This window comes from Streptomyces sp. FIT100, assembly GCF_024584805.1.
Lineage (GTDB): Bacteria > Actinomycetota > Actinomycetes > Streptomycetales > Streptomycetaceae > Streptomyces.
On the sequence record NZ_CP075715.1, the window covers coordinates 4924816 to 4951802 of the forward strand.

The window sequence follows — 26987 nt, forward strand, 5'->3', positions numbered from 1 at the left end:
TTAAGCGGTACGACTGATAGGCCCTTTCGCCAATCGTCGACTTGCTGTTAACCATCTGTTGCCGTCCCGTTGGGCCATCAACCGGAATGCCTTCCTAACGTCCTGGACGTGCCATCAAGTACCAGCCAGGCGCTGCGCGTCGCCGTGCTCGCCGACTCCGACACCCGGTGGAAGTGGGGGGCGCTCACCGCGCGCCGCATCACCGAGGACGAAGCCGAGCTCACCGGCTTCCTCCTGCGCGGCCGAGCCACCCCCACCGCCCGCCAGCTCGCCGAAGTCGGTGTGGAAGCGGACGATCTACGCGAAGTGACCGGCGTCGAATTCCTCCGCGCGATACGTGACGAGGGCTACGACCTCGTCGTCCTCGCGCTGGTCGGCGGCGCCGTCCAGGCCATGCTGCACGGCCTCGCCGCGCTGCGTATGCCGCGTCGGCCCGTGCTGGTCACCGGCTACGTCGGCGTCGTCTACGAGAAGCTCGCCGACGGTCTGCTGCTCCGCCACGGCGCGGACGTCGTCCTCGCCAACTCCCGCCATGACGCCGACCGCTTCCGCGCGGTCTACGAGGGCGTCGGGGCGGACGCCTCCGCCGTGACCGAGGCGGCGCTGCCCTTCCTCGGCGGCGCCCCGTACGAGCAGGAGGAGGGCCGCGACACCGTCGTCTTCGCGGCCCAGCCGTCCGTACCGGAAAGCCGCGCCGACCGTACGTACCTGCTGCGCAGGCTCGTCGAGCACGCCCGGCTCCACCCCGGCCGCGAGATCCTGCTGAAGCTGCGCTCCAAGCCCGGCGAGCACACCACGCACCTGGAGGAGCTGCCGTACCAGAAGCTGGCGGACAAGCTCCCCGGCGGGCTGCCGGCCAACTTCCGCCTCGTCTACGGACACATGGGCGAGGTCCTCGACCGCACCGACCTGCTGGTCACCGTCTCCTCGACGGCCGCCCTGGAGGCGCTGCACCGCCGCATCCCGACGGTCGTGCTCTCCGACCTCGGCGTGCGCGAGGCGCTCGGCAACCACCACTTCCTCGGCTCGGGTCTGCTCGCCTCCTGGGACCAGCTCGACGCCGGCCACCGGCCGCAGCCGGACGAGGAGTGGCTGGCCCGCCAGGGCGTCGCCGCCGACGGCACCTACGCCACGGCTTTCGACGAGGCGCGCAAGCGGGTCGCCGAACTGCTGGGCCGCCCCGAGCTCCCGCCGGTCGCCCCCTACTACACGACCACCACCGCGCCCGGCTATCTGCCCGGCATCCTCGCCCGCCACCACCTCGCCGCGGACGGCACCCCGCTGCCCGGCGCGGCCGTGGAGAAGGAACCCACCGGCGTGCGCCGACTGGTGCGCGATGCGGTGCGGGGGGCGGCGCGCGGCGCGTACCGCCACGGCGTGCAGCGCGTCGCCCCCGTCATCCGCCGCATGGGCGCACTGTGACCCCTTCGAAGGAGCCCTCCGCCATGTCCACCGTCCTCGCCGTGATCCCCGCAAGGGGCGGCTCCAAGGGCGTGCCCGCGAAGAACCTGGCCCAGGTCGGCGGCGTCCCGCTGGTCGCCCGCGCCGTGCGCGCCTGCCTCGGATCGCGTCTCGTCACCCACGTCGTCGTCTCCACCGACGACGCCGCGATCGCGGGCGCGGCCCGCGCCGCCGGTGCCGAGGTCGTCCAGCGCCCGCCGGCCATCGCGGGCGACACCGCCACCAGCGAGTCCGCGGTGCTCCACGCGATGGACGCCCACGAGGCGATCCACGGCGCCGCGGCCGAGGCGGTGCTGCTCGTCCAGTGCACCAGCCCGTTCCTGACCAGCGCCGACGTCGACGGCGTCGCGTCGGCGGTCGTCGAGGACGGCGCGGACACGGCCGTCACCGTCGCCCCGTTCCACGCCTTCGTCTGGCGCCGCACCTCCGAGGTCACGGAGAGCCCCGAGGACGCCCAGGGCGTCAACCACGACAAGTCCTACCGGCCCCGCCGCCAGGACCGTCCCGAGGACTTCGTGGAGACCGGCGCCGCGTACGCCATGAACGCCGCCGGCTTCCGGGTGCACGGGCACCGTTTCTTCGGGCGTACCGCGCTCGTGGAGACCGACCCGGCCCGCGTCCTGGAGATCGACGACCACCACGAGCTGGCCCGCGCCCGCGCGCTCGCTCCGCTGCTCGACCCTCCCCGGCCGGTCAGGCCGGATGAGCGAGCGGGGTCTGGTGCGTGCAGCTGCAAGACGGAGGAGGAAGTCGACGCGGTGGGGGCACCTCCCGTGCCCGAAGGGCTACGGGGGAGTCGGCGACCGACGACAACGCCGCAGATGCACGTGCCAGGGCACGCGAGCCCGGCAGGACCGACCGGGGAGGGTCGAGACCCCGCGCCCGTGCCCACGCGGTCCGATGTCGACGCCGTCGTGCTCGACTTCGACGGCACCCAGACCGACGACCGCGTCCTGATCGACTCGGACGGCCGCGAGCTCGTCGCCGTGCACCGCGGGGACGGCCTTGGTATCGCCGCGCTCCGCCGCGCCGGTCTGAAGCTGCTGATCCTCTCCACCGAACAGAACCCCGTGGTCGCCGCGCGCGCCCGGAAGCTCAACATCCCCGTTCTGCACGGCATCGACCGCAAGGACCTCGCCCTCAAGGAGTGGTGCGAGGAGAACGCGGTCGAGCCCGAGCGGGTCCTGTACGCCGGGAACGACGTCAACGACCTCCCCTGTTTCGGGCTCGTCGGCTGGCCCGTTGCCGTCGCGAGCGCGCACGACTCCGTGCGCGCCGCAGCCCGCGCCGTCACCACCACCCCAGGTGGCGCCGGCGCGATCCGTGAGATCGCCGCATGGCTCCTCGGTCCCACCCTCAACACCCCGACCCTGTAAGGAATCCCCAGATGAACTCCCGTCTGCGCACCCTCGGCAGCAAGACCGCGGGCCCCGGCCACCCCGTCTACGTCACCGGCGAGATCGGCATCAACCACAACGGCGACCTGAACAACGCCTTCGCGCTGATCGACGCCGCCGCCGAGGCCGGCTGTGACGCGGTCAAGTTCCAGAAGCGCACCCCGGAGATCTGCACCCCGCGCGACCAGTGGGACATCGAGCGCGACACGCCCTGGGGCCGGATGACGTACATCGACTACCGCCACCGCGTCGAGTTCGGCGAGGACGAGTACCGCCAGATCGACGAGCACTGCAAGAAGCGCGGCATCGACTGGTTCGCCTCCCCGTGGGACACCGAGGCCGTCGCCTTCCTGGAGAAGTTCGACGTCCCGGCCCACAAGGTCGCCTCCGCCTCGCTCACCGACGACGAGCTGCTGCGCGCCCTGCGCGCCACCGGCAAGACGGTCATCCTCTCCACCGGCATGTCGACCCCGAAGCAGATCCGCCACGCGGTCGAGGTCCTCGGCAGCGACAACATCCTGCTCTGCCACGCCACGTCGACCTACCCGGCCAAGGCCGAGGAGCTCAACCTGCGCGTGATCAACACCCTGATGCAGGAGTACCCGAACGTCCCGATCGGCTACTCCGGCCACGAGACGGGTCTGCAGACCACGCTCGCCGCCGTCGCCCTCGGTGCCGCCTTCGTCGAGCGCCACATCACCCTCGACCGCGCCATGTGGGGCTCCGACCAGGCCGCCTCCGTCGAGCCGGGCGGTCTGCAGCGCCTCGTCCGCGACATCCGCATCATCGAGGACGCCCTCGGTGACGGCGTCAAGAAGGTGTACGACTCCGAGCTCGCCCCCATGAAGAAGCTCCGCCGCGTCGCGGGCGTCGTCGCGGAGACCGAGCAGACCGAAACCGCCGCGGTCTGACGAGCATGGACCTCGCCTTCGTCGAGAGCCCCGTCCAGCTGCTGAACGTCCTGGAATGGGCCCACAGCAGGCCGGCGGAGCCGCTGCCGGGAGTCCCGGCGCAGCCCGCCGGCCCGGACCCGGACGAGCATGTCCGGGCCGGCCGGACGGGACCGGGCGGGCGCCCGGACGGCGCGGCGGCGATACGGGACCTCACCGTCGTCGTCCTGTCGCCCACCGACCCCATGTCGCGCGGTCAGCTGCGCCGCATGGCCGAGCTCGCCCGCGACGAAGGCTTCAAGGTCCGCTGGCAGGAGGCGCGCGACAACGCGGGCGCGCCCCTGCAGACGATCAGGGAGCTCGTCCCGCTGCTGCGCGCATCGGAGCGGGTCGTCATAGGCGATCCGTTCTCCCGCTATGTGCAGCTGCTGCTCACGCTGGCGGGGACGAAGGACCTGACCGTCGTCGACGACGGCACCGCCACCATGGAGTACGTCTCCCAGGTGGCCAGGGGCGAGCGGCTGGTCCGCTGGCACCGGCGCGGGCGGCGGGGGGCGCGTGAGCTTGTGCTCGCGCCGGTCTCCGCCGTCGCGCGCCGCCGTCTCTCGCCGTCACCCACCCGCGAGGTCGAGGTCTTCACCTCGATGCCCGTGGATCCGCCGGAGGGGATCACGGTCACCGCGAACACGTTCGCCTGGACCCGCTCCCGCTTCGGCCCGCCGCGCCTCACCCGGGGCGCGGACCTCGTCGGCACCTCCCTCGTGGAGACCGGGGTGGTCGACCCCGGGCAGTACGAGGAGGCGGTCGCGGCGCTCGCCGCCGAGCACGGCGCCACCCGCTACTTCGCGCACCGCCGTGAGAGCGCGGACAAGCTGCACAAGCTCGCCGAGCGCACCGGCCTGGAGATCGTCCGGCCCGATCTGCCGCTGGAGCTGATCGCCAGGCGCGGCCCGATAGGGCGTACCGTGCTCAGCTTCCCGTCCACCGTGGTGCACACCCTGCCGCTCGCCCTTGCGGGCACCGGGATCACGATCGCGGTCTGCGACATCGCACCCGAATGGCTCAGGGAGTCGGCGTCGCCGCGGGCCGAGGGCTTCCTGGCGGTGGTCACGGGCACGGCCCGGGACGTCCACCGCATCCCCGCCCCCGCCTGACCGGGACTTCCGCACGGCCCGACGCCGTGCGACCGCGCCCCTGTACGACCGGACCCGGCACCCGCACTGCCGGTGAGTTCCCGTCGTGTCCGCATCGTGGTACAGATCGCGTGAGCTTACCCACACCGGCGCACCGCTATGCATCGTCAGGCGATTTTTCTTACCCTAACGGGCTGAACTTTTGTTGATCTCGAGTTAGTTGGGACTCAAAGGGGCCTACCCTTCAACGGGTGAGCCAGTTGATGTCCCGCGACCCCGACGCCGTTCCCGATCTGGCCGGCGATGCCGGTGCCCTGCTGCCCGGCACGCTGCCCGACGCCCTGCGCGCGGAGCTGATCGCCTTCCGCCGGGACCTGCACATGCACCCCGAGCTCGGCAATCAGGAGTTCCGCACCACCGCCGCGCTCATGACGCGGCTGGAGGCCGCCGGGCTGCGGCCGCAGGTGCTCGCCACCGGCACCGGGCTCATGTGCGACATCGGGACCCCGGACGCCGCGCGCCCCATGCTCGCGATCCGCGCCGACATCGACGCCCTTCCCATCCCGGACACCAAGACCGGCGTGCCCTACCGCTCGACCGTGCCCGACCGCGCCCACGCCTGCGGCCATGACGTGCACACCACCACCGTCCTCGGCGCCGGTCTCGTCCTCGCCGAACTGGACAGGCAGGGTCTGCTGCCCGGCGCCGTACGGCTGATCTTCCAGCCCGCCGAGGAGGTGCTGCCCGGCGGCGCCGCCGACGCCATCGAGTCCGGCGTCCTGGACGGGGTCGGCCGGATCATCGCGGTCCACTGCGACCCCCGGGTCGACGCCGGCCGGATCGGGCTGCGCATCGGAGCCATCACCTCCGCCTGCGACCGGCTGGAGGTCACGCTCGACGGCCCCGGTGGCCACACCGCCCGGCCGCACCTCACCACCGACCTGGTCACCGCCGCCGCCAAGATCGTCACCGAGGTCCCCGCGGTGCTCTCCCGCCGCGTCGACGCCCGCGCCGGGCTCGCCGTCACCTGGGGGCGTATCGAGTCCGGCCACGCCTGCAACGTCATCCCGCAGCACGCCGAGCTCTCCGGCACCGTGCGCTGCCTGGACCTGCACGCCTGGCGCGAGGCCCCCGACCTGGTGCACGCCGCGATCGACGAGGTCGCCACCCTCCACCGCGCCAAGTCGCAGATCAACTACGTGCGCGGGGTCCCGCCCGTCGTCAACGACCCCGCCGTGACCGAGCTGCTGCGCGACGCCCAAGCCGCCCGCCGCGGACCGGATGCGATCGAGGACACCGAGCAGAGCCTCGGCGGCGAGGACTTCTCCTGGTACCTGGAGCACGTTCCGGGCGCCATGGCCCGGCTGGGAGTGCGCCCGCCGGGGTCGGGTGCGAGGCTGGATCTGCACCGGGGGGACTTCGATGTCGACGAGGACGCCATCGCGGTGGGCGTGGAGCTCTTCACCGCCGCGGCCTTGCTCGATGTGCACCGTTCGTAATCGGACAGTTCACCTTTCGTTCGCCGTTCGCGACGATCCGATAACAGCTGTCGAACTCATCTTTACCTGACATCTACGCGCGTTACGATCGCCCGCGAACCCAGCGCCGGAAGTGGCGCTTTCGGACAGGTTTTCAAAGGAGCCTCCCAGTGCGCCGGATCACCAGGATCGCCACCGTGGGCGTCGCGTCCGCGGCTCTCGCACTGTCCGCCACCGCGTGTGGCGGCAAAACGTCTTCCGAGGCCGGCTCGGAGAAGGGCGGCAGGGCCGCCATCGCCTACGACATCGGTGGCCGCGGCGACCAGTCGTTCAACGACGCCGCCTTCGCCGGCCTGGAGAAGGCCGAGAAGGACCTCGGCGTCAAGGGCACCGAGGCCGAGCCCAGCGAGGGCGAGGGCGACCCGGACAAGGTCCAGCGCCTCACGTCGCTGGCCCGCGCCGGCAACAACCCCGTGATCGGTGTCGGCTTCGCCTACGCCCCTGCCATCGCCGAGGTCGCGCCGAAGTTCCCGAACACCACCTTCGGCCTCATCGACGACACCTCGAAGACCGGCAAGAACATCGCCAACCTGGTCTTCAACGAGGAGCAGGGCTCCTACCTGGCCGGCGTCGCCGCCGCCAAGGTGACCAAGTCCAACACCGTCGGCTTCATCGGCGGCGTCGAGACCCCGCTGATCAAGAAGTTCGAGGCGGGCTTCGTCCAGGGCGTCAAGGACACCAACAAGGACGTCAACGTCAAGGTCCAGTACCTGACCCAGCCGCCGGACTTCGGTGGGTTCTCCAAGCCCGACCTGGGCAAGGCCGCCGCGCAGGGCCAGCTCGACGCCGGCGCCGACGTGATCTACGCCGCCGCCGGCCTGGCCGGCTCGGGCTCCATCGAGGCCGCCGCCAAGGCCAAGAAGTGGGCCATCGGCGTCGACTCCGACCAGTACAACCAGGCGGGTCTCGCCGAGTACAAGGACCACATCCTCACCTCGGTGACCAAGGACGTCTCGGACTCCGTGTTCAACCTGATCAAGTCCGTCGAGGACGGCAAGCCGCAGTCCGGCGAGGTCCGCTACGGCCTCGCCAAGGACGGCGTCGGCCTGGCCACCTCGAACCCGGCCTTCACCAAGATGACCGACGTCATCGCCGCGGTCGACAAGGCCAAGGCCGACATCACCGCCGGCAAGATCACGGTCAAGACCGCTCCGTAAGCGAGCGGCCGGAACCAGCGGTACGGGGTCCGGTCGGGTGGCGTGCAGCCGCCCTCCGGGCCCCGGGCCGGATTCCGGTTTCCGCATTTTGCTATTTGGGATCGCTACGCGCGTAGAACACTCTTGGGCGCGATACCTTCGCCCCCACCCCCTGCCCGCGAACGCCCCGGCCCCGCCCTGCCCACACCGCTTCCTGCTTCCCGCTTCTCGCTCCTTTCCCGCCAAGGAGAGTGCGTCATCAACGCGTCCAGTCCGTCATCGCCGCCGGCTGCTGCCGTAGAGCTGCACGGCATCACCAAGCGCTTCCCCGGCGTCGTCGCCAACCACGACATCGACATCACCATCCGCAAGGGCACCGTGCACGCCCTCGTCGGTGAGAACGGTGCCGGCAAGTCGACCCTGATGAAGATCCTCTACGGCATGCAGAAGCCGGACGAGGGCACCATCACCATCGACGGGAAGCAGGTCAGCTTCCACAGCCCGGCCGACGCCATCGCCACCGGCATCGGCATGGTCCACCAGCACTTCATGCTGGCCGACAACCTCACCGTGCTGGAGAACGTCGTCCTCGGCGGCGAGAAGCTCCACGGCATCGGCGCGAAGGCCCGCAGGAAGATCCAGGAGATCTCGGACGCGTACGGGCTGAACATCCGCCCCGACGTCCTGGTCGAACAGCTCGGCGTCGCCGACCGGCAGCGCGTGGAGATCCTCAAGGTCCTCTACCGCGGCGCCCGCACCCTCATCCTCGACGAGCCGACCGCCGTCCTGGTCCCGCAGGAGGTCGACGCGCTCTTCGACAACCTGCGCGAGCTCAAGGCCGAGGGCCTGACCGTCATCTTCATCTCCCACAAGCTGGGCGAGGTGCTGTCCGTCGCCGACGACATCACCGTCATCCGCCGCGGCACCACCGTGGGCACCGCCGACCCGCGCACCACCACGCCCAAGCAGCTCGCCGAGCTGATGGTCGGCAGCGAGCTGCCCTCGCCGGAGACCCGCGAGTCGACGGTCACGGACGTACCGATGCTCCAGGTCGACCAGCTGCACCTCAGCGAGACCGACCCCGACGGCGTCGTGCGCGCGGTCCTCGACCGCATCACCTTCACCATCCACAAGGGCGAGGTCATGGGCATCGCCGGAGTCGAGGGCAACGGCCAGACCGAGCTCATCGAGGCGCTGATGGGCATGCGCGACCCCGACGGCGGCGTCATCACCCTCGACGGCACCGACATCTCGCACGCGCCGACCCGCAAGCGCCGCGAGGACGGCATCGGCTACATCCCCGAGGACCGCCACCGGCACGGCCTGCTGCTGGAGTCCTCGCTCTGGGAGAACCGCATCCTCGGCCATGTCACCGAGCGCCCCAACAGCAAGCGGGGCCTGCTCGACCCCAAGGCCGCCCGCCGGGACACGGAGCGGATCGTGCGCGAGTACGACGTCCGCACCCCCGGCATCGAGGTCACCGCCGCGTCCCTCTCCGGCGGCAACCAGCAGAAGCTGATCGTCGGCCGCGAGATGAGCCACGCACCCAAGCTGCTCATCGCCGCCCACCCCACCCGCGGTGTGGACGTCGGCGCGCAGGCGCAGATCTGGGACCAGATCCGCGAGGCCCGCCGGGAGGGCCTGGCGGTGCTGCTGATCTCCGCCGACCTGGACGAGCTCATCGGGCTCTCCGACACCCTGCGGGTGATGTACCGCGGCCGTCTGGTCGCGGACGCCGACCCCGCCACGATCACCCCGGAGGAGCTGGGCTCGGCCATGACCGGCGCCGCCACCGGCCACCTTGAGCACCACGAGAACGGAACCGGTGAGGGCCGATGAAGAAGTTCGACAAGGACCGGCTGATCCTGGGCTTCGCCGGGCCGGCGCTCGCCCTGGTCGTGGCCTTCCTGCTCACCTCGGTGGTGCTGCTGCTCTCCGACCGCAACCCGGTCGAGCCGTACCAGCTGATGTTCGACACGGCCCAGTACACCGACGTGCAGGTCAACATCATCAACCAGACCGGCACGTACTACCTCGCCGCGCTGGCCGTCGCCATCGGCTTCCGGATGAACCTGTTCAACATCGGCGTCGACGGCCAGTACCGCCTCGCGGCGATGCTCGCCGCCGTCGTCGGTGCCAGCGTCGAGCTGCCCGGGCCGCTGCACGTCCTGCTGATCGTGCTCGTCGCCATGTTCGTCGGTGCCTTCTGGGCCGGCATCGCCGGAATCCTGAAGACCACCCGCGGTGTCAGCGAGGTCGTCTCCACGATCATGCTGAACGCCATCGCGACCAGCCTGATCGCCTGGATGATCCTGCCGGCCAACCTCGGCGTGCAGCCGGAGGGCTCCAACGACCTGACCACCGGCGAGATCGCCGCGTCCGGCTGGGCCCCCGGTGTGGAGCTCGAAGGCGGCACCATCTACGGCTTCACCTTCGTCGCCTTCGCGCTCGGCCTCGTCTACTGGTTCGTGCTCAACCGCACCCGCTTCGGCTTCGACCTGCGCGCCACCGGCGCCAGCGAGTCCGCCGCCCAGGCGAGCGGCGTCGACGCCAAGAAGATGGTCCTCACCGCCATGCTGATCTCCGGCGCGGTCGCCGGACTCGCCGGTATGCCGCTGCTGCTGGGCCAGACCCACACGTACAGCCTGAGCTTCCCGGTCGGTGTCGGCTTCACGGGCATCACCATCGCCCTCCTCGGCCGCAACAACCCGATCGGCATCTTCTTCGCCGCGCTGCTCATCTCCTTCCTGGAGAAGACGTCGGCCGACCTCGACCAGTACGGCTACGAGAAGGAGATCGCCACGATCATGCAGGGCCTGATCGTGATCTCGGTCGTCGTGTCCTACGAGCTCGTCCGCCAGTACGGGCTCCGCCGTCAGCAGCAGAAGGTCGGCGAGGAGCTTGCCGCCCAGGCCCGCATGAAGAAGGAGGACGTGGTCCTGTGAGCGACGCACGCAAGGCCGCCGGGCCGCTGACTACCACGAAAGCCGCACCTCTGCGCCGCGCGGGCGGAGATGGGGGCCCCTCCCAGGCGTCAGCTCTGGGGGAGAACGAGATGAGGACGGCATGAGCGAGTCCACGAGCACTGTTTCGGCCGCGGCGACCGCGCCGAAGATGGGCGGCGGACGCCGCAAGCTGTCCCTGCCCGTCGTCCTGCTGATCATCGCGGGCGGCCTCGCGCTGTTCTCACTGGTCCGCGTCATCAGCGGGGCCAACGACCTCACCTCGGTCGGCCAGGTCTCCGGCGCGCTCCAGCTGGCCGTGCCGATCGGCCTCGCCGGTCTGGGCGGTCTGTGGGCCGAGCGGGCGGGCGTCGTCAACATCGGCCTCGAAGGCATGATGATCCTCGGCACCTGGTTCGGCGCCTGGGCCGGCTACCAGTGGGGCCCCTGGACGGGCGTCCTCATGGGCATCGTCGGCGGTGCGCTCGGCGGTCTGCTGCACGCGATCATCACGGTGACGTTCAACGTGAACCACATCGTCTCCGGTGTGGCCGTCAACATCCTCGCCGTCGGAGTCACCCGCTACCTGTCGAACTTCACCTTCGCCGAGGCCGCCGGCGGCTCCTCCAAGCAGTCCCCGCGCATCGACCGCATCACCGACATCACAGTGCCAGGACTCTCGGACTGGCTGGCCGAACTCCAGGCCAAGCACTGGTTCTTCGTCTCCGACCTGGCCGGTGTGCTGGGCGGTCTGGTCACCAACCTGTCGGTGCTGACCATCCTGGCGATCCTGCTGATCCCCGCCACCTGGTGGATCCTGTGGCGCACCGGCTTCGGCCTGCGGCTGCGGTCCTGCGGTGAGAACCCCGTCGCCGCCGAGTCCCTCGGCGTCAACGTCTACAAGTACAAGTACATCGCCGTCATCGTCTCCGGCGGTCTCGCCGGTCTCGCCGGCGCGTTCCTGGTCATCGTCTCCACCGGCATCTACCAGGAGGGCCAGACCGGAAACCGCGGCTACATCGGCCTCGCCGCGATGATCTTCGGCAACTGGATGCCCGGCGGCATGGCGCTGGGCGCGGGCCTCTTCGGCTTCACCGACAGCCTCAAGCTGCGCGGCGGCGCCGAGAACGTCCACGCGATGCTCCTGCTGCTGGCGATCCTGCTGGCCGCTCTGGTGGTCTGGCAGCTGTACAAGCGCAAGTACTGGCAGGGGGCCATCGCCGCCGCCGTGTCGGCCGGCCTCTTCGTCTGGTACACGCTCACCGAGTCGCTGCCCAGCCAGTTCGTGGACGCCGCGCCCTACGTGACGACGCTGCTCGTCCTGGCGCTGTCCGCGCAGCGGCTGCGCATGCCCAAGGCCGACGGTATGCCCTACAAGAAGGGCCAGGGCAAGTGACGGCCCGCGCCGACTGGGAGGCCCTGCGCGAGGCCGCGCGGGAGGCGATGTCCCATGCCTACGCCCCGTACTCGGGCTACTCGGTCGGCGCGGCGGCCCTCGTCGACGACGGCCGCACGGTCAGCGGCTGCAACGTCGAGAACGCCTCCTACGGCCTGTCGCTGTGCGCCGAGTGCGGGCTCGTCTCCCAGCTCCAGGCCACCGGCGGCGGCCGGCTCACGCACTTCGTCTGCGTGGACGGCAAGGGCGACGTGCTGATGCCCTGCGGGCGCTGCCGCCAACTGCTGTACGAGTTCGGCGGGCCCGGTCTGCTGCTGGAGACCGCGGCGGGCATCCTCCCGCTGTCCGACATGCTTCCCCAGGCATTCGGCCCGGAGAAGCTGGGTCCGGAGAAGCTGGGTCCGGAGAAGCTGGGTCCGGAGAAGCTCGGCCCGGACACGCTCGGTTAGACCCGCGGCCCCTCCGATCCCCCACGGCGGAGGGGCCGCGACATTTTCGTACCTGGAAGGAATCCGGAAACACATGGACGCCATCTCCGTCATCCGCACCAAGCGCGACCGAGGCGAACTCACCCCCGAGCAGATCGACTGGGTCATCGACGCGTATACCCGCGGCGAGGTCGCCGACGAGCAGATGTCCGCGCTGGCCATGGCGATCCTGCTCAACGGCATGAACCGGGCCGAGATCGCCGGCTGGACCGCCGCGATGATCGCGTCCGGCGAGCGCATGGACTTCTCGTCGCTGTCCCGCCCCACCGCCGACAAGCACTCCACCGGCGGCGTCGGCGACAAGATCACCCTTCCGCTGGCGCCGCTCGTGGCCGCCTGCGGCGCGGCCGTGCCGCAGCTCTCCGGCCGCGGGCTCGGTCACACCGGCGGCACCCTCGACAAGCTGGAGTCCATCCCCGGCTGGCGCGCCCTGCTCTCCAACGAGGAGATGCTGGACGTCCTCGACTCCACCGGCGCCGTCATCTGCGCGGCGGGCGACGGCCTGGCCCCCGCCGACAAGAAGCTGTACGCGCTCCGCGATGTCACCGGCACGGTCGAGGCCATCCCGCTGATCGCCTCCTCGATCATGTCGAAGAAGATCGCCGAGGGCACCGGCTCCCTGGTGCTGGACGTCAAGGTCGGCAGCGGCGCCTTCATGAAGACCGTCGAGGACGCCCGGGAGCTCGCCTCCACCATGGTCGGCCTCGGCACCGACCACGGGGTGAGGACCGTCGCCCTGCTCACCGACATGGCGACCCCGCTGGGTCTGACCGCGGGCAACGCCCTTGAGGTGCGCGAGTCGGTCGAGGTGCTGGCGGGCGGCGGCCCGGCGGACGTCGTCGAGCTCACCCTCGCGCTGGCCCGCGAGATGCTCGACGCGGCCGGGATCAAGGACGCCGACCCGGCGAAGGCGCTGGCCGACGGTTCGGCCATGGACGTCTGGCGGCGCATGATCGCGGCCCAGGGCGGCGATCCCGACGCCGCCCTCCCCGTCGCCCGCGAGCAGCACGTCGTGACGGCGCCGCGCTCCGGTGTCCTCACCCGTCTTGACGCGTACGGCGTCGGCGTCGCGGCCTGGCGTCTCGGTGCGGGCCGCGCCCGCAAGGAGGACCCGGTACAGGGGGGTGCGGGCATCGAGCTCCACGCCAAGCCCGGTGACACGGTCACCGCGGGCGCCCCGCTGCTGACGCTCCACACGGACACCCCGGAGAAGTTCGACTACGCCCTCAAGTCCCTGGACGGCGCCTACGACATCGCCCCGGCGGGCACGGCGCACGAGGCGACTCCGGTGGTGCTGGAGCGCATCGCCTGACCGACGGTGTGTGACGACGGCCGATGAGTTCCCCCGGCCTCCTCGGTCTTCTTGATGTGGACAGCCCGCGGGAGCCGATCGTTCTGGAGCTCATCGGCCGGATCAGCCCGGCCGATGTGCCGCTGCTGTGCGCACAATTGCGGCAACAGGCGGTCACCGGCGACGGATCCGGCAGGGCTGCCGGGGCCGACACCGAGGCTGATGCTGACGCCGATACCGATACCGATACCGATACCGATGCCGAAAGCGATGCTGCCGGTGAGGTGATCTGCGACGCCGGCCGGCTCATGGTCGCCGACCTCACCGCCGTCAACGCCATCGCCCGGCTGCGGCTCACGGCCCGTCGGCTCGGCCGGTGCCTGCTGCTGAGGAACGCGGCGCCCGAACTCCTCGCCCTGCTCGACCTCGTCGGGCTCGGCGAGGACGGCCCGGACCGCCCGGCCGTGCTCACTCCTCCGGGCTGACCTCCTCAGGGCTGACCTCCACCGCGTGCCCCTCCCGGTCGAGCCGCCCCGGCAGATCGAACAGCGGGAACCAGCGCTTGGTGTCCAGGAAGAAGTCCATCGCGCCGACCCGGCCGCCCGAGACCTCCAGCACGATGAGCGCCCACGGCTCGTATCCCTCGCCGTCCTGGCTCGGGTGGTAGTGCGCGAACGCCGGCGATCCGTTCGCCACGGCGGGCAGCAGCTTCGAGCCCCGGCAGACCTCGCCGACGCCGAGCATCCAGCCCACGATGTCGTCGTGGCCGCGCAGCCACAGGTCGTACGGCGGCATGGACATCGTCGCGTCCTCGTGGAGCAGCGCGGTCAGCGCCTTCATGTCGTACCCCTCGAAGGCGGCGACATAGCGCTCCAGCAGCTTCTGCTGGTCCTCGTCGAGCGGGTCGGCCGGATCGGACTCGGCCGGCGCGGACTCCGCGAGCGTGGCGCGGGCGCGCTGCAGCGCGCTGTTGACCGAGGCGACCGAGGTGCCCAGCAGCTCGGCGACCTCGGCGGCCTTCCAGGCCAGCACCTCGCGCAGGATCAGCACGGCCCGCTGCTTGGGCGGCAGGTGCTGGAGCGCCGCGACGAACGCCAGCCGGATCGTCTCCCGCTCCACCGTCCGGTCGGCCGGATCGGCCACCGACGGCAGTACCCGCCCGTCCGGCACCGGCTCCAGCCAGGTGATCTCCGGACGGGCGGTGAGCTGAGCCTGCGCCACCGGCGTCGCTGCGGTCAGATCCATCGGGCGGGCCCGGCGGTTGCCCGCGCTCAGCATGTCCAGGCAGACGTTCGTCGCGATGCGGTACAGCCACGAGCGCAGGGACGACCTCCCCTCGAACTTCTCGAAGCTCTTCCAGGCGCGCACCAGCGTGTCCTGGACGGCGTCCTCCGCCTCGAAGGCGGAGCCCAGCATGCGGTAGCAGTAGCCGGTCAGCTCCGTGCGGTACTGCTCCAGCCGGGATTCGAGGTCCTGCGTCGTTGCCAGATCACTCATCGGGTCCACCCCTGTCGCCCATCGGCACCAGCCCTTCGGACGCTACAGGAGGGGACTGACAGCGGGGGTCAGGTTCCCGGCTTGCGGCCGTAGACGAAGACGTCGTCCCCCTTCTTCAGCAGGTTCCAGTACGCCTTCGCGTGGGTCGGGGTCATGTTGACGCAGCCGCCCGAGCCCGGCGGGTTGTACATCGACTTGGTGACCGAGTGGAAGGCGATCCCGCCGTCGAAGAACTGCGAGTACGGCATCCACACCTTGTAGATCGTCGACCAGTGGTTGACGCTCCGGTAGTAGATCTTCTTCGAGCCGGTGCGGGTCTCCGCGCCGTCCCGCCCCGTACGCACCGGCACCGGTCCGTACGTCAGCCGCGAGCCGTCCTGGATCCAGCTGAGCTGCCGGGTCAGGTCGACACAGGCGATCCGGCCCCGGTTGGTCGGGCACGTCCCCGCCTTGTTCGGCGTCTTGCCCGCGGCGCGCTGGGCGATCATCGTGCCCATCGTGCGCCAGGTGACCGGCCCGGCGTAGCCCATCGTCGGCGTGATGCCGTGCTTGGCCTGGAACGCCTTGATCGCCTGGCAGTCCCCCGCCGACTGCCGCCCGTCCACCGGGCGACCCAGGAACTTCTCCACCGCCTTCTGGTGCGGCCCCGTGCTCATGTTGCAGGACGCGGCCTGTGCCGGGGCGGCGCCGAGTGCCAGGGTCAGTGGCACCACCATCCCCGTGATGCCGAGGACGACGCCGCCCCGTCTGCCTATGTTCCCTGTGCGCTGTGTGTGCTGTGTGCGTTCCACGGTCCCAACTCCCCAGTGCCCGCAGAGCGGTTGCTCTGACCATTGGACGCGCGGAGGGGTACCGCTGGTTGTAGGGGAGCGGGAGGAAATTTCCCTGGTGCCGTGGCCCGTGGCGCGGTCAGTGCTGGGGAACGAACCGGCGCTCCTGCGCGCGTGCCGCGTAGGAGCCGACCAGCGTGATCGACACGACGCCGAGGACGGCGAGCAGCCCCAGCAGCACCGTGGCCGCCCAGCCGCCGGAGTGGAACGCGATCGCGCCGAGCGTGCCGCCCGCGCTGCTGCCCAGGTAGTACGCCGACTGGTAGAGCGCCGACGCCTGCGCACGCCCGGTCTTCGCGGTACGGCTCACCGACGAGGAGGCGACCGCGTGGCCCGCGAAGAAGCCCGCCGTGATCAGCACCAGGCCGAGCAGGACCGCGGTGAGCGAGTCCGCCAGGGAGAGCAGCAGGCCCGCCGCCGTCGTGCCGACGGCGAGGTAGAGCGCGCCGCGCCGGCCGAGGCGGCCGACCAGCTTCCCGGCCGCGGCGGAGGAGACCGTACCGACCAGGTAGACGAGGAAGACGGAGCCGGCGACGCCCTGCGGAAGGCTGAAGGGGGCGTCGACGAGGCGGTAGCCGACCACCGTGTAGACCGCGCCGAAGACCGTCATGAACAGCGCGCCGATCCCGTACAGGCGCAGCAGCAGCGGGTCGGCGAGGTGGCCGCGGACGGTCGCCGCCAGCGCGCGCGGGTCCAGCGAACCCGGCGTGAAGTGGCGGGCCTTCGGCAGCAGCAGCCGGAAGGCCACCGTGCACACGACGGCCATCAGGCCGACCGCGGCGAGCCCCGCGCGCCAGCCCCACAGCTGCGTGACCCAGCCGGTGACGACCCGGCCGCTCATACCGCCGATGCTGTTGCCCGCCACGAACAGGCCGATCGCGGCGACGAGCGCCTTCGGCCGTACCTCCTCCGCGAGATAGGCCATCGCCGAGGCCGGGATCCCGGCCAGCGCCGCGCCCTGGACCGCGCGCAGCACGACCAGCCACTCCAGGTTCGGTGCGAGCGGCACCAGCAGCCCGACCAGGGACGCCACCACCAGGGACACCGTCATGAGCCGCACCCGCCCGAAGCGCTCGGAGAGCGCGCTCAGCGGGAGTACGCACAGGGCCAGCGCGCCCGTGGCCGCGGAGACCGTCCAGCTGGCCGCGCTCGCGGTCACGCCGTAGCCGGCGGATACGGCGGGCAGCAGCGCCTGGGTCGAGTAGAGGAGGGCGAAGGTCGCGACGCCCGCGGCGAAGAGCGCGAAGCTCATGCGGCGGTAGCCGGGCAGGCCGGGGGCGAGGCCGTGCCCGGCCGGTCCTGCCGGGCTCGCGGGGTCTTGCTGACGGGACGGCGGAGTGAGGGCACCCACGGTGGTGGGCGCCCCGGTACTTGCGGAAGGCATGTCTTCGACCGTAGGCACATCCTTTTGATGCGTCCAATGCATGGAACGGCTTTAATCGTTCCCATGGCGCATGAATACAGCTCACAGGCGCGCGTGTCACTGAACAGTTACGAAGAAGACATGCGGCTGCTGCTCGCACCGCGCCTCGCGTACTTCGCGGGGGTGGCCCGGCACGAGCACGTGACCAGGGCGGCACAGGAGCTCGCCGTACCGCAGTCGACGCTGTCGCGGGCGATGGTCCGGCTCGAACAGGACCTGGGCGTCGCGCTGTTCACCCGCAAGGGCCGCACGGTGTCGCTGACCGCCGCCGGCCGCACCTTCCTCACCTCCGTCGAGCGGGCCCTCGCCGAGGTCGAACGGGCCGCGGAGTCGGTGCGGGCCGACGCGGACCCCTCCGGGGGCAAGGTCGCCTTCGGCTTCCTCCACACGATGGGCTCCGAGACGGTGCCCGAACTGATCCGCGCCTTCCGCGTCGACCATCCGCGGGTCCGCTTCACGCTCGTGCAGAACTACGGCGAGGCGATGATCGAGCGCCTGCGGGCCGGTGAGCTCGACCTGTGCCTGACCTCGCCGGTGCCGGACGCGCCGGACCTCGTGGCCCGCCGTCTCGACGAGCAGCGGCTGCGGCTGGTCGTCCCCGACGACCACCGCCTCGCCGTGCGCAAGCGGATCCGGCTGGCCGAGGCCGCCGACGAGACCTTCGTGACCCTCGAACCCGGCTACGGCCTGCGCCGCATCACCGACGCGCTGTGCGCCGAAGCCGGTTTCACCCCGCGCGTCGCCTTCGAGGGCGAGGAGGCCGAGACCCTCCGCGGCCTCGTCGCGGCGGGCCTCGGCGTGGCCCTCCTGCCCCCACCGGCCGTCCCCCGCCCGGGCGTCGTCGAACTCACGGTCACGGCGCCGCGTGCCGTCCGCGAGATCGGCGTCGCGTGGCTGGACGGGCACCCGGACACGGCGCCGGTGGCGGCGTTCAAGAAGTTCCTGCTGTCGCGGCGGGGCAAGCTGCTGCCGGACTGATCCGTCCGGCGGCGGGCGCGCGTCCCGCCGCGGCTCACACCGCCCGGCTCCGCCGGAGGGGCCCGCCGCAGGCGTCAGCGTCTGCGACCGAAGCCCGCCGCCAGCGGCATGCGCAGGCCCAGCGGCGGGGGAGCCGCCAGCGCGTCCGCGACAGGGCGGGCGTAGGCGTGCGTGAAGAGGGAACCGAGCACGAAGTCCGCGGCCAGGGCCAGGACTTCGTCCTGGTACTGCCGCAACCCGTGCCCGTCCGTGTGCACCTCGAACCGGCACGTGTCCCGGTTCGTCTGCTTCGCCCGCTCCGCCAGCCGGTACGACAGCTCCGGGTCCGTCCGCGCGTCGTTCGTGCCGTGCACGATCAGCACCCGGCGGCCCGCGAGCTGTTTCACCGGTTCGGGTTGTGCCGCGACATCGTCCTCCGGCAGCCAGGGGGCAAGGGCGAGCACGGAGTTGACGGCGCCGTGCCCCGCGGCGTGCAGGGCGGCGCGGCCGCCCATGCCGTGGCCCGCGAGGCAGACGGGGACGTCCCCGTAGCGGCGTACCGCCTCGTCCGCCGCCCACCGGGCGTCCGCCGCGAGCCGTGCGTCGGGGCCGTTCCAGCCGCGGCCGCGGTAGCGCACGACGTGCGTGACGAGGCCCTCCGCCCGCCCCGCGCGCGCCAGGGAGCGTGCCAGCGGCAGCGCGGCGGCGTGCGAGACCGTCGAGGGGCCGCGGGCGGACTCCGGTTCGCCGTCCGGGAGCAGCAGCACCACCCCGCTCACGGCGCCGGTCGCGGCCCCCCGCACGGGCCGGCCGAGTCCCGCTCGCGCCACTGAGTGGCGCCCTCGAGTGGAGGACGCGACCGCTTCGGCACTGGCACGTGCGCGTCCGGCGTCGTCGGCTGGACGCCCCCACCACTGGAGCAATGCGTTTGCCATGACAGAACAGTCTCAGACACCTCGGTGAACTCCACCTGTCTGGACGGTCACTGTTACGTGTGACGTTCCTCCCCCTCGGTCATGGCCGGGGGATTCCAGCCTCGTGGCTGAGGCTACTGTCCACCGGGTTGCCCCGGCTACCGGTTGGCGATTCACGGACCGGGCAACCCCGAGGTCTCCACGCCCTGTAACCCGTATGTCCACGGGCCAATGTGTTCTGTGCGCCTACGACGTCGGCATGCTCGGCGTATCCGCAGGTGGTGCACACGAAATCCGCTTGGCTCTGACGTGAGTTCGCATCCACCTTTCCGCAGGTCGGGCACGTTTGTGACGTGTACGCGGGCGGGACCTTCCGTACCACCGTGCCGGACTTACGGGCACGGTTGCGGATGGCCAGTTCGAGCCCGTGCCAGCCCTTGTCCAGGATGGCACGATTGAGGCCGGCCTTGGCGCCTACGTTCCTTCCGGGCTCGGCGACGGTGCCCTTGGCAGAGGCGCTCATCTTCTTTGTCGACAGGTCTTCGAGGGCGACGAGTGCGTTGCCGTCGACGATCCTGCAGGCGGTCCTGGCATGGAAATCCCGGCGGCGATTGCGTACTCGGCGCATGATGACCCTCTGCTTGCGTATGCACTCCCGCCGCCTTTTCGAGCCCCGTTCGGTGCGGTTTCTCTGTTTCTCCAGGCGCCGGTAGCGCTCGGCTTCGCCAGGTCTGATGAACTTACGCTCGAAGAGCCGCCCGTCGTCTGTCGCGGCCAGTACGGCCACGCCACGGTCCACCCCTACTCGGCCACGCTCAAGATTCACGGCGGGCGCGGGTGCACCGGTTTCCACGAGAAAGCTGATGTGCCAGCGTTCTCCGTCGCGGGTCATGGTCGCCGATCTGATGGCGCCGCCGAGGGGACGGGTCCAGCGGAAGGTGATCCAGCCGATCTTCGGAAGTCGGGCCTGTGCCCACTTCCTGCTGATCCGCTTCACTGGAATCTTCGACCCCTCGGGAAACCGAAACGAGGGGGACCAACGGGTCTTCGATCTCCATCGGATCATGAACGGGCCGTGCGTCCGGCACGCCACGTCCAAGTCCATGAGTGCCTGCTGCAGACAATGCCCGGGAACGGCCTTCAGCCAGGGGAAGTCCCCTTTCGCCTCGGCCATCTCGCGAGACTGCTCGCGGTAGCCGATCCACTTCCCGCGACGGCGATACTCCCGGCGCTGCTCCAGCGCAGTGTTCCACACTGATCGAATCGCGCCACCGATCTCTTCAGCGAACGTCGCTTGGTCTTCCGTGAGGGCAGCCACGTATTTGCGACCCGTCAGCATGCTCCCCTCCCAGCGACTCGTCCACTCTCGGCGTCCCCGGAGTGCCCCGCGTTCGGCCCGACTGTCAGATCAACGACAGGGGCGAGGAAGGGTCACATGCTCGACTCTTGCTTCTCTGTGTGAATTCCCGACCCGAGCCGCTCGTGGGTAGTGAGGTGCCATGCCCGGTGGAATCATGCATCCCTGGATTGCCGGGGTCGGCGGGGAGCGCCACCAGTGCCCTCTACGCGCGTAGGGATTAGAGTGCGCAGATGACGAGCCAGACCACCCATGTCCCATCCCGGGGCGCCGCCCCCGGGCCCGAGGGGCCCACCGCGGACCAGATCCGCCGTGCCCCGAAGGTGCTCCTCCACGACCACCTCGACGGCGGGCTGCGCCCCGGCACGATCATCGATCTCGCCCGGGAGTCCGGCTATGAAGCCCTTCCCGAGGCGGAGCCCGACAAACTCGGCATCTGGTTCCACGAGGCCGCCGACTCGGGCTCGTTGGAGCGGTACCTGGAAACGTTCGCGCACACCTGCGCCGTCATGCAGACCCGCGAGGCCCTCAAGCGCGTCGCCGTCGAGTGCGCCGAGGACCTCGCCGAGGACGGCGTCGTCTACGCGGAGGTGCGGTACGCCCCCGAGCAGCACCTCGAAGCGGGCCTGACCCTCGAAGAGGTCGTCGAGGCCGTCAACGAGGGCTTCCGGGAAGGCGAGCGGCGCGCCCGCGCGGGCGGCCACCGGATCAGGGTCGGGGCGCTCCTCACGGCCATGCGGCACGCCGCCCGCGCCCTGGAGATCGCCGAACTGGCCAACAACTACCGCGACTCGGGCGTCGTCGGCTTCGACATCGCGGGCGCCGAGGCGGGTTACCCGCCCACCCGCCACCTGGACGCGTTCGAGTACCTCAAGCGCGAGAACAACCACTTCACCATCCACGCGGGCGAGGCGTTCGGGCTGCCGTCGATCTGGCAGGCCCTCCAGTGGTGCGGCGCCGACCGCCTGGGCCACGGGGTCCGCATCATCGACGACATCGAGGTCGCCGCCGACGGCTCGGTGAAGCTCGGCCGGCTCGCCGCGTACGTGCGCGACAAGCGCGTCCCGCTGGAGCTGTGCCCGACGTCGAACCTGCAGACCGGCGCGGCCGCCTCGTACGAGGAGCACCCCATCGGACTGCTGCGGCAGCTGCACTTCCGGGCCACCGTCAACACGGACAACCGGCTGATGAGCAACACCAGCATGAGCCGTGAATTCGAGCTGCTGACCGAGACTTTCGGCTACACGCTCGACGACATGCAGTGGTTCACCGTCAATGCCATGAAGTCCGCGTTCATTCCTTTCGACGAACGCCTCGCGATGATCAACGACGTGATCAAGCCCGGCTACGCGGAGCTGAAATCCGAATGGCTGTTCCGGCAGACCGCCGCGACCAGCGCATCCTCACGCGGCGAGGGCTGAGTGCCGGATCGCGGAAAGGGCCGGGAGCGTCAACTTCCGGTCCTGTCCGTGTCGCGTGAGTGTTTGCGGCGCGGAGCGCGCGCTGGCTAGTTTGCCAATTCCGCTCATATTCCCTCCCCAAGGAAAAGTCGCTGATGAAGCACGCTGCCAAGACCCTCGGTGCCGCCGCGCTCGGCGCTGTCGCACTCGGCGCCGCCGGTGCCGGTACCGCCGCCGCCGCGCCGCAGGCCCCCCAGCTCGGCACCCCGCTCGGGCTGCTCTCCACCCTCCAGGGCCCGGCCGCCACCTCCGCCGCCGGCCAGGCCGCCCAGGGTCTCGGTGCGAACGCGCTGCCTCCGGGCGCCACCGATCAGGTGACCCGCCTCCTCGGTGGTCTGTCCGTGGCCGAGCTCGCGGGCAGCGGCCTGGCGGGCAGCGCACTGCCGCTCGCGCAGTAGCTCCCGACATCACCGCGGTACCCCGACGCACGTGGGGCGCGCACCCGGTCCGGGTGCGCGCCCCACTGTGCTGTCGGTGCTCGGTGCGCGGTGCGCGGTGCTCGACAGCTCCGTGCTGTCACCGCTCCGTCGTGATGGCCTTCACCAGGCCGTCGACGCGGACTTCTCGGCCGGCAGCAGCAGCCACAGCGCCAGGTACAGCAGGAACTGCGGCCCCGGCAGCAGGCACGAGACCAGGAAGATCACGCGCATCGTGGTCGCGGAGGTGCCGAAGCGCCGTGCCAGCGCTGCGCACACTCCGCCGATCATGCGTCCGTCACGGGGGCGGGCAAGTGCGGCCATGGTGGGCTCCTCCGAGTCCGTTGCCGGGAGCCGCTCCTCCGGGCTCCCGATGACTCCATACTCGCGCCGCGAACGGGGACGAAGCGTCGCTCTACGGGGCGATCCCGACCCTGGGAATCGTCGGGGTCGGCCCCTGAGAACCCTTGGCCGTCTGAGCGCCTCCGGCCGTCCGGGACCCCCTGGGCCCCTGCGCCGCGCCGCCCCGCCGCAGGCCCCCCGGCCGCTTCCCCGAACCGGCGTCCGCCGACCGCCGGGCCCGCCTGCGCCGCAGCCGGGCCCGGCCCGCCGGGACGACCGCGAGATGGGCCAGCGCCACGCCCGCCGTGTTCAGCAGCAGCGAGTCCACGTCCACGACCCGCCCGGGCACCCCGGTCTGGAGCAGCTCGATGCCGAGCGACAGCAGCGCTCCCGCCGCGACCGTACGGGCCAGCGAGGCCAGGGGGGAGACGACGAGCCGCCCGCCCGCCATGGGCAGCAGTATCCCGAGCGGGGCGAGCAGGAGCAGTCCCTCGCCGATCCGGCGGGCTGCCTGCACCGGGCCGAGGGCGAGGTCCGCCTTGATACCCGCGAGTGGCTCCAGATTCGCCGCCGTCACCCACATCACGTCGAGGGGGCGGAGCGTCAGCCATCCCACGAGTGCCAGATGCGCGAGGACGAGGACGCCCCCCGCCACGCGGAAGCGGATGGCGGCACTGCCGCCCGAACCTTGACGCTGCACGATCCCCAAGACGATATGACCGGCGGGATCGGTTCCGCCTACCCGCGCGGTGTTGCTCGCTCGGGTCGCCCGTGTGGTGTTGCCCGTGCCGGTTGGCCGTGCGGTGTTGCCCACGAGGTGTTGCCCGTGCCGGTTGGCCGTGCGGTGTTGCCCACGAGGTGTTGCCCGTGCCGGTTGGCCGTGCGGTGTTGCCCACGAGGTGTTGCCCGTGCCGGTTGGCCGTGCGGTGTTGCTCGCGCGGTGTCACCCACGCGGGTCGCCCGTGCGGAGTTGCCCACGCGGGTTGCGCGTGCGGTGGCGCACACGGCCTCGGCCGCTGCCGTTCGGCGAAGCCCCGCAGCGTGCACGCACCGGACCCCGCTCGCCGATCCGGGCCCGATCTGGGCCGATCCGGGCTCGCTCCGGGCCGGGCTGACTCGCTCCGGGCCGATCGCGGCCCGCTCCGGCCCGCTCCAGGCCGGGCGTCCGGCTGCCCGGGCTGATCCGGACGACAGGCCCTACGTCACGCGCCGCCCGCGCCGCCCAGCGGGCCGACCGTCGGCAGCACCGTCTCGGGCCGCTCCTTGGCCGCGTCCGTGCAGCGGTAGCCGCGCGGGGCGTAGTCCCCCGGCCCGCCCAGGACCACCGTCCCGCCGTCGGCCGCGGCCTCGCTCTCCGCGAAGGTGCACACGAGCTGCGCCAGTGCCGCCGGCGGCAGATCCTCCGGCTGCCGGCTGAGCCGCAGGGTGCCCCGGGGGTCGTTCTCCCGTGCCGGCCTTACGGACAGCGGGCTCCGCAGGTTCGTGACGAACCCGGCCTCCCGCTCGGCCGCCGACGGATCCGCGAGCAGCTCGTTCAGCAGCGCCCCGGCGATCAGCCCCCGGTCGCCCGCGGCCTTCTCGGGGAGCGGGACCGTACGGTCCACCGCCACCAGCGCCGACGCGCACAGCAGATACACCCGCACCGGCAGCAGCCCCGGCTGCGCCTGCGCGGCCGTCTCCTTCCCGCCCAGCGAGCAGGGCATCCGCGACGGGGCCTCCCCGGCGTCGACGGGGACGGACGTGGTCCTGATCCCGCAGCCGGCGGCGACGGCCGCCGCGAGCGCGGCCCCGGCGAGCGCCGCACCGGCACGCCGCACCCGGCGCCGCGTGCCCGCGGCCCCGTCCCGGGACGGGGCCCGGTCCTCGTCGTGCCCGCGGGCGGGCGTCCCTGCTTCACGTACGGTCGTCACTGCGCGTCGCCAGCCTCTCCCCGGCCGTTCCGGTCGCCGCCCGCGGGCGTGATGCCCGAGGCGTCGCGCGGCAGGCGCAGCACGAACACCGCACCGCCGTCGCCGTCCGTCGTGTTGGCCGCGCTGATGCCGCCGCCGTGGATCAGGGCGTTCTCCATCGCGATCGACAGGCCCAGGCCGCTGCCCTCCGAACGCGGCCGTGAGGCGCTCGCCTTGTAGAAGCGGTCGAAGACATGCGGCAGCACGTCCTCGGGAATGCCGGGCCCGTGGTCCCTTACCTCGATGACCAGTTCGTCCCCCTGCGCGCCGCCGGAGTCCGTGTGCACCGAGACCCGCACCGGGGAGCCGCCGTGCTTGAGCGCGTTGCCGATCAGATTGGCCAGGATGACGTCGAGCCGGCGCGGGTCCAGCCGGGCCACGATGCCGCGCTCCGCGTCCAGCTCGACCGCGTCCAGCCAGGCCCGCGCGTCGATGCAGGCGGTGACCTGGTCGGCGACGTCGACCTCGTCGAGGACGAGCCGGGCGGTGCCCGCGTCGAAGCGGGTGACCTCCATCAGGTTCTCGACCAGGTCGTTCAGCCGCCGGGTCTCGCTCACCACGAGGGCGACGGCCGGCGCGACCATCGGGTCGAGGCTCTCCTGCTCGTCCTCCAGCACCTCGGTGACCGCGGTCAGCGCGGTCAGCGGGGTCCGCAGCTCGTGCGACATGTCGGCGACGAAGCGGCGGCTCGACTCCTCCCGCGCGCTCATGTCCGCGACCTGCTTCTCCAGCGACTCCGCCGCGCTGTTGAACGTCCGCGACAGTTCCGCCAGTTCGTCCGTGCCCGAGACGTTCAGCCGGGTGTCCAGCTTGCCCTCGCCGAGCTGCCGGGCCGCCTCGCCGAGCCGCCGTACGGGTCTGAGCACCGTCGTCGCGGCGGCCTGCGCCAGCAGCGCGGAGCCGACCAGCGCCAGCGCCGTGGCGATCCCCAGCGACCAGGCGAGCGAGTTGAGGTCCGCCCGCTCCTGCTCCAGCGACTTGAACATGTAGCCCGTCGGCCCGCCGCCGACGATTCTCGTACCGCCCACCAGATAGGGCGTGTTGCCGCGCTGCGTCCGCACCCAGAACAGATGGTCCTTGTCGGCGACCGCGTCACGCAGCGCCCTCGGCACGTCGTCGACCGCGAACCGGTCCGGGTCGGAGGCCCCGACGATCGGCTTGCCCGCCTCGCGCTCCCCGATCAGCACCACGCTGTACCCGGCGGTCCCGGCCGCCATCTGCTCGGCGGTCGTCTGGAGTTCGTCCTGCGTCGGCCGCACGGGCAGGGAGGCGGCCCTGTTCTGCATCTCCTGCCGGAAGTCGTTCAGTGCCGCGTCCTGCGTACGGGTCAGCACCGCCTCGCGGTTGAGCCAGTACGCGATCCCCGACGCCGACACCGCGGCCGTCAGCGCGACCAGCCCGAACACGACGACGAGCCGCAGCCGCAGGCTGCTCAGTCCGAGCCCCGCGAGTATCCCCCTCTTCGCGGGCCCCTTGTCCTCGCCTTCGCTCACTGAGGAGCATCCAGTCTGTAGCCCACGCCACGGACCGTACGGATCAGCGTCGGCGAGGACGGCACGTCCTCGACCTTCGCCCGCAGCCGCTGCACGCACGCGTCCACCAGCCGTGAGTCGCCCAGGTAGTCGTGCTCCCACACGAGCCTGAGCAACTGCTGGCGCGAGAGCGCCTGGCCGGGCCGGCGGCTCAGCTCCAGCAGCAGCCGCAGTTCGGTCGGGGTCAGCTGGAGGTCCTCGCCGTTTTTGGTGACCGTCATCGCGGAGCGGTCGATCACCAGCGAGCCGAACGTCGCCGAGTCCGTCGCCTCGCGCTCACCGCGCCGCAGCACCGCTCTGATCCGGGCGTCCAGCACCCGTCCCTGCACCGGTTTGACCACGTAGTCGTCCGCGCCGGACTCCAGCCCGACCACGACGTCGATGTCGTCGCTGCGCGCGGTCAGCAGGATGATCGGCAGCTGGTCGGTGCGCCTGATGCGCCGGCACACCTCGAAGCCGTCGATGCCGGGCAGCATCACATCCAGCACGATCAGGTCCGGCCGCTGCTCGCGCAGCAGTTTCAGACCGTCCTCGCCGGTGGCCGCGGTGGCCACGCGGTGGCCCTGACGGGACAGCGAGAGCTCGAGGGCCGTGCGGATGGCGTCGTCGTCCTCGATCAGCAACAGGAAAGGCACAGA

General features: G+C 71.4%; 25 protein-coding genes. 15 read left to right on the forward strand and 10 right to left on the reverse strand.

The window, feature by feature from the left end; all coding sequences use genetic code 11:
• The first annotated feature begins 108 nt into the window (after positions 1-108).
• The 12 genes from KK483_RS22330 (at position 109) to KK483_RS22385 (ending at position 14157) form a co-directional block, all read left to right on the forward strand.
• Positions 109-1422 (forward strand): DUF6716 putative glycosyltransferase, encoded by a 1314-nt coding sequence (locus tag KK483_RS22330; RefSeq protein WP_399014508.1) that lies wholly within the window; start codon positions 109-111, stop codon positions 1420-1422.
• Between the two features lie 23 nt (positions 1423-1445).
• Entirely contained in the window at positions 1446-2837 is a 1392-nt protein-coding gene (locus tag KK483_RS22335; protein WP_262006981.1) for an N-acylneuraminate cytidylyltransferase, read from the forward strand.
• An 11-nt stretch (positions 2838-2848) separates the two neighbouring features.
• On the forward strand, positions 2849-3769 hold the full coding sequence (locus tag KK483_RS22340) for an N-acetylneuraminate synthase family protein (protein ID WP_262006982.1): 921 nt from the start codon (positions 2849-2851) through the stop codon (positions 3767-3769).
• Between the two features lie 5 nt (positions 3770-3774).
• Entirely contained in the window at positions 3775-4902 is a 1128-nt protein-coding gene (locus tag KK483_RS22345; protein ID WP_262006983.1) for a hypothetical protein, read from the forward strand.
• Positions 4903-5144: 242 nt separating this feature from the next.
• Complete coding sequence (locus tag KK483_RS22350; protein WP_262009638.1) at positions 5145-6380, forward strand: amidohydrolase; 1236 nt, start codon at positions 5145-5147, stop codon at positions 6378-6380.
• A gap of 149 nt (positions 6381-6529) precedes the next feature.
• Entirely contained in the window at positions 6530-7576 is a 1047-nt protein-coding gene (locus tag KK483_RS22355; protein ID WP_262006984.1) for a BMP family protein, read from the forward strand.
• Between the two features lie 177 nt (positions 7577-7753).
• On the forward strand, positions 7754-9394 hold the full coding sequence (locus KK483_RS22360) for an ABC transporter ATP-binding protein (RefSeq protein ID WP_399016144.1): 1641 nt from the start codon (positions 7754-7756) through the stop codon (positions 9392-9394).
• Positions 9391-10500, forward strand: coding sequence for an ABC transporter permease (locus KK483_RS22365; protein WP_262006985.1), 1110 nt, complete (start codon positions 9391-9393; stop codon positions 10498-10500). Before KK483_RS22360 ends, KK483_RS22365 begins: the two co-directional genes overlap by 4 nt.
• A gap of 121 nt (positions 10501-10621) precedes the next feature.
• Positions 10622-11893: an ABC transporter permease gene (locus KK483_RS22370; protein WP_262006986.1), complete on the forward strand. Its 1272-nt coding sequence runs from the start codon at positions 10622-10624 to the stop codon at positions 11891-11893.
• The gene (locus KK483_RS22375; protein ID WP_262006987.1) at positions 11890-12342 is read left to right on the forward strand and encodes a cytidine deaminase; all 453 of its coding nucleotides are present in this window, start codon (positions 11890-11892) and stop codon (positions 12340-12342) included. Before KK483_RS22370 ends, KK483_RS22375 begins: the two co-directional genes overlap by 4 nt.
• Before the next feature lie 73 nt (positions 12343-12415).
• Complete coding sequence (locus KK483_RS22380) at positions 12416-13693, forward strand: thymidine phosphorylase (protein ID WP_262006988.1); 1278 nt, start codon at positions 12416-12418, stop codon at positions 13691-13693.
• A gap of 56 nt (positions 13694-13749) precedes the next feature.
• Entirely contained in the window at positions 13750-14157 is a 408-nt protein-coding gene (locus tag KK483_RS22385; protein ID WP_262006989.1) for an STAS domain-containing protein, read from the forward strand.
• On the opposite strand, the gene KK483_RS22390 is transcribed toward KK483_RS22385, so the two are convergent.
• From KK483_RS22390 to KK483_RS22400, 3 genes are all read right to left on the reverse strand, one after another.
• On the reverse strand, positions 14141-15169 hold the full coding sequence (locus KK483_RS22390) for a sigma-70 family RNA polymerase sigma factor (protein WP_262006990.1): 1029 nt from the start codon (positions 15167-15169) through the stop codon (positions 14141-14143). The two genes, KK483_RS22385 and KK483_RS22390, sit on opposite strands and share 17 nt — an antisense overlap.
• A gap of 68 nt (positions 15170-15237) precedes the next feature.
• Positions 15238-15885 (reverse strand): L,D-transpeptidase family protein, encoded by a 648-nt coding sequence (locus KK483_RS22395; protein WP_262009640.1) that lies wholly within the window; start codon positions 15883-15885, stop codon positions 15238-15240.
• A gap of 193 nt (positions 15886-16078) precedes the next feature.
• The gene (locus tag KK483_RS22400; RefSeq protein WP_262006991.1) at positions 16079-17383 is read right to left on the reverse strand and encodes an MFS transporter; all 1305 of its coding nucleotides are present in this window, start codon (positions 17381-17383) and stop codon (positions 16079-16081) included.
• Between the two features lie 63 nt (positions 17384-17446).
• Here KK483_RS22400 and KK483_RS22405 point away from each other — a divergent pair, with 63 nt between their 5' ends.
• Positions 17447-18400, forward strand: a complete 954-nt coding sequence (locus KK483_RS22405) for a LysR family transcriptional regulator (protein WP_262006992.1) — start codon at positions 17447-17449, stop codon at positions 18398-18400.
• A gap of 74 nt (positions 18401-18474) precedes the next feature.
• Here KK483_RS22405 and KK483_RS22410 read toward each other — a convergent pair whose 3' ends face one another.
• Positions 18475-19149 (reverse strand): alpha/beta hydrolase, encoded by a 675-nt coding sequence (locus KK483_RS22410; protein WP_399016146.1) that lies wholly within the window; start codon positions 19147-19149, stop codon positions 18475-18477.
• A 244-nt stretch (positions 19150-19393) separates the two neighbouring features.
• Positions 19394-20632 (reverse strand): transposase, encoded by a 1239-nt coding sequence (locus KK483_RS22415; protein WP_262006994.1) that lies wholly within the window; start codon positions 20630-20632, stop codon positions 19394-19396.
• A 251-nt stretch (positions 20633-20883) separates the two neighbouring features.
• Here KK483_RS22415 and KK483_RS22420 point away from each other — a divergent pair, with 251 nt between their 5' ends.
• Together KK483_RS22420 and KK483_RS22425 are read left to right on the forward strand one after the other, a co-directional pair.
• Positions 20884-22071 carry an adenosine deaminase gene (locus KK483_RS22420; protein ID WP_262006995.1) on the forward strand — a complete coding sequence of 396 codons (1188 nt, stop codon included), beginning with the start codon at positions 20884-20886 and terminating at the stop codon, positions 22069-22071.
• Between the two features lie 134 nt (positions 22072-22205).
• Complete coding sequence (locus tag KK483_RS22425; protein WP_399014516.1) at positions 22206-22508, forward strand: hypothetical protein; 303 nt, start codon at positions 22206-22208, stop codon at positions 22506-22508.
• Between the two features lie 141 nt (positions 22509-22649).
• Here KK483_RS22425 and KK483_RS22430 read toward each other — a convergent pair whose 3' ends face one another.
• The 5 genes from KK483_RS22430 to afsQ1 all read right to left on the reverse strand — a co-directional run bounded on the left by KK483_RS22430 (position 22650) and on the right by afsQ1 (position 26984).
• Positions 22650-22850 carry a PspC domain-containing protein gene (locus tag KK483_RS22430; RefSeq protein WP_262006996.1) on the reverse strand — a complete coding sequence of 67 codons (201 nt, stop codon included), beginning with the start codon at positions 22848-22850 and terminating at the stop codon, positions 22650-22652.
• 91 nt (positions 22851-22941) lie between these two features.
• A complete protein-coding gene (locus KK483_RS22435; protein ID WP_262006997.1) occupies positions 22942-23568 on the reverse strand; it encodes a VanZ family protein in 627 nt (208 codons plus the stop codon).
• 502 nt (positions 23569-24070) lie between these two features.
• Entirely contained in the window at positions 24071-24778 is a 708-nt protein-coding gene (locus KK483_RS22440; RefSeq protein WP_399014519.1) for a hypothetical protein, read from the reverse strand.
• Entirely contained in the window at positions 24775-26409 is a 1635-nt protein-coding gene (locus tag KK483_RS22445; RefSeq protein WP_399014522.1) for a HAMP domain-containing sensor histidine kinase, read from the reverse strand. Before KK483_RS22445 ends, KK483_RS22440 begins: the two co-directional genes overlap by 4 nt.
• Entirely contained in the window at positions 26307-26984 is a 678-nt protein-coding gene (afsQ1, locus tag KK483_RS22450; protein ID WP_003954923.1) for a two-component system response regulator AfsQ1, read from the reverse strand. The genes KK483_RS22445 and afsQ1 overlap by 103 nt, the downstream gene beginning before the upstream one ends.
• Between the last annotated feature and the right edge of the window lie 3 nt (positions 26985-26987).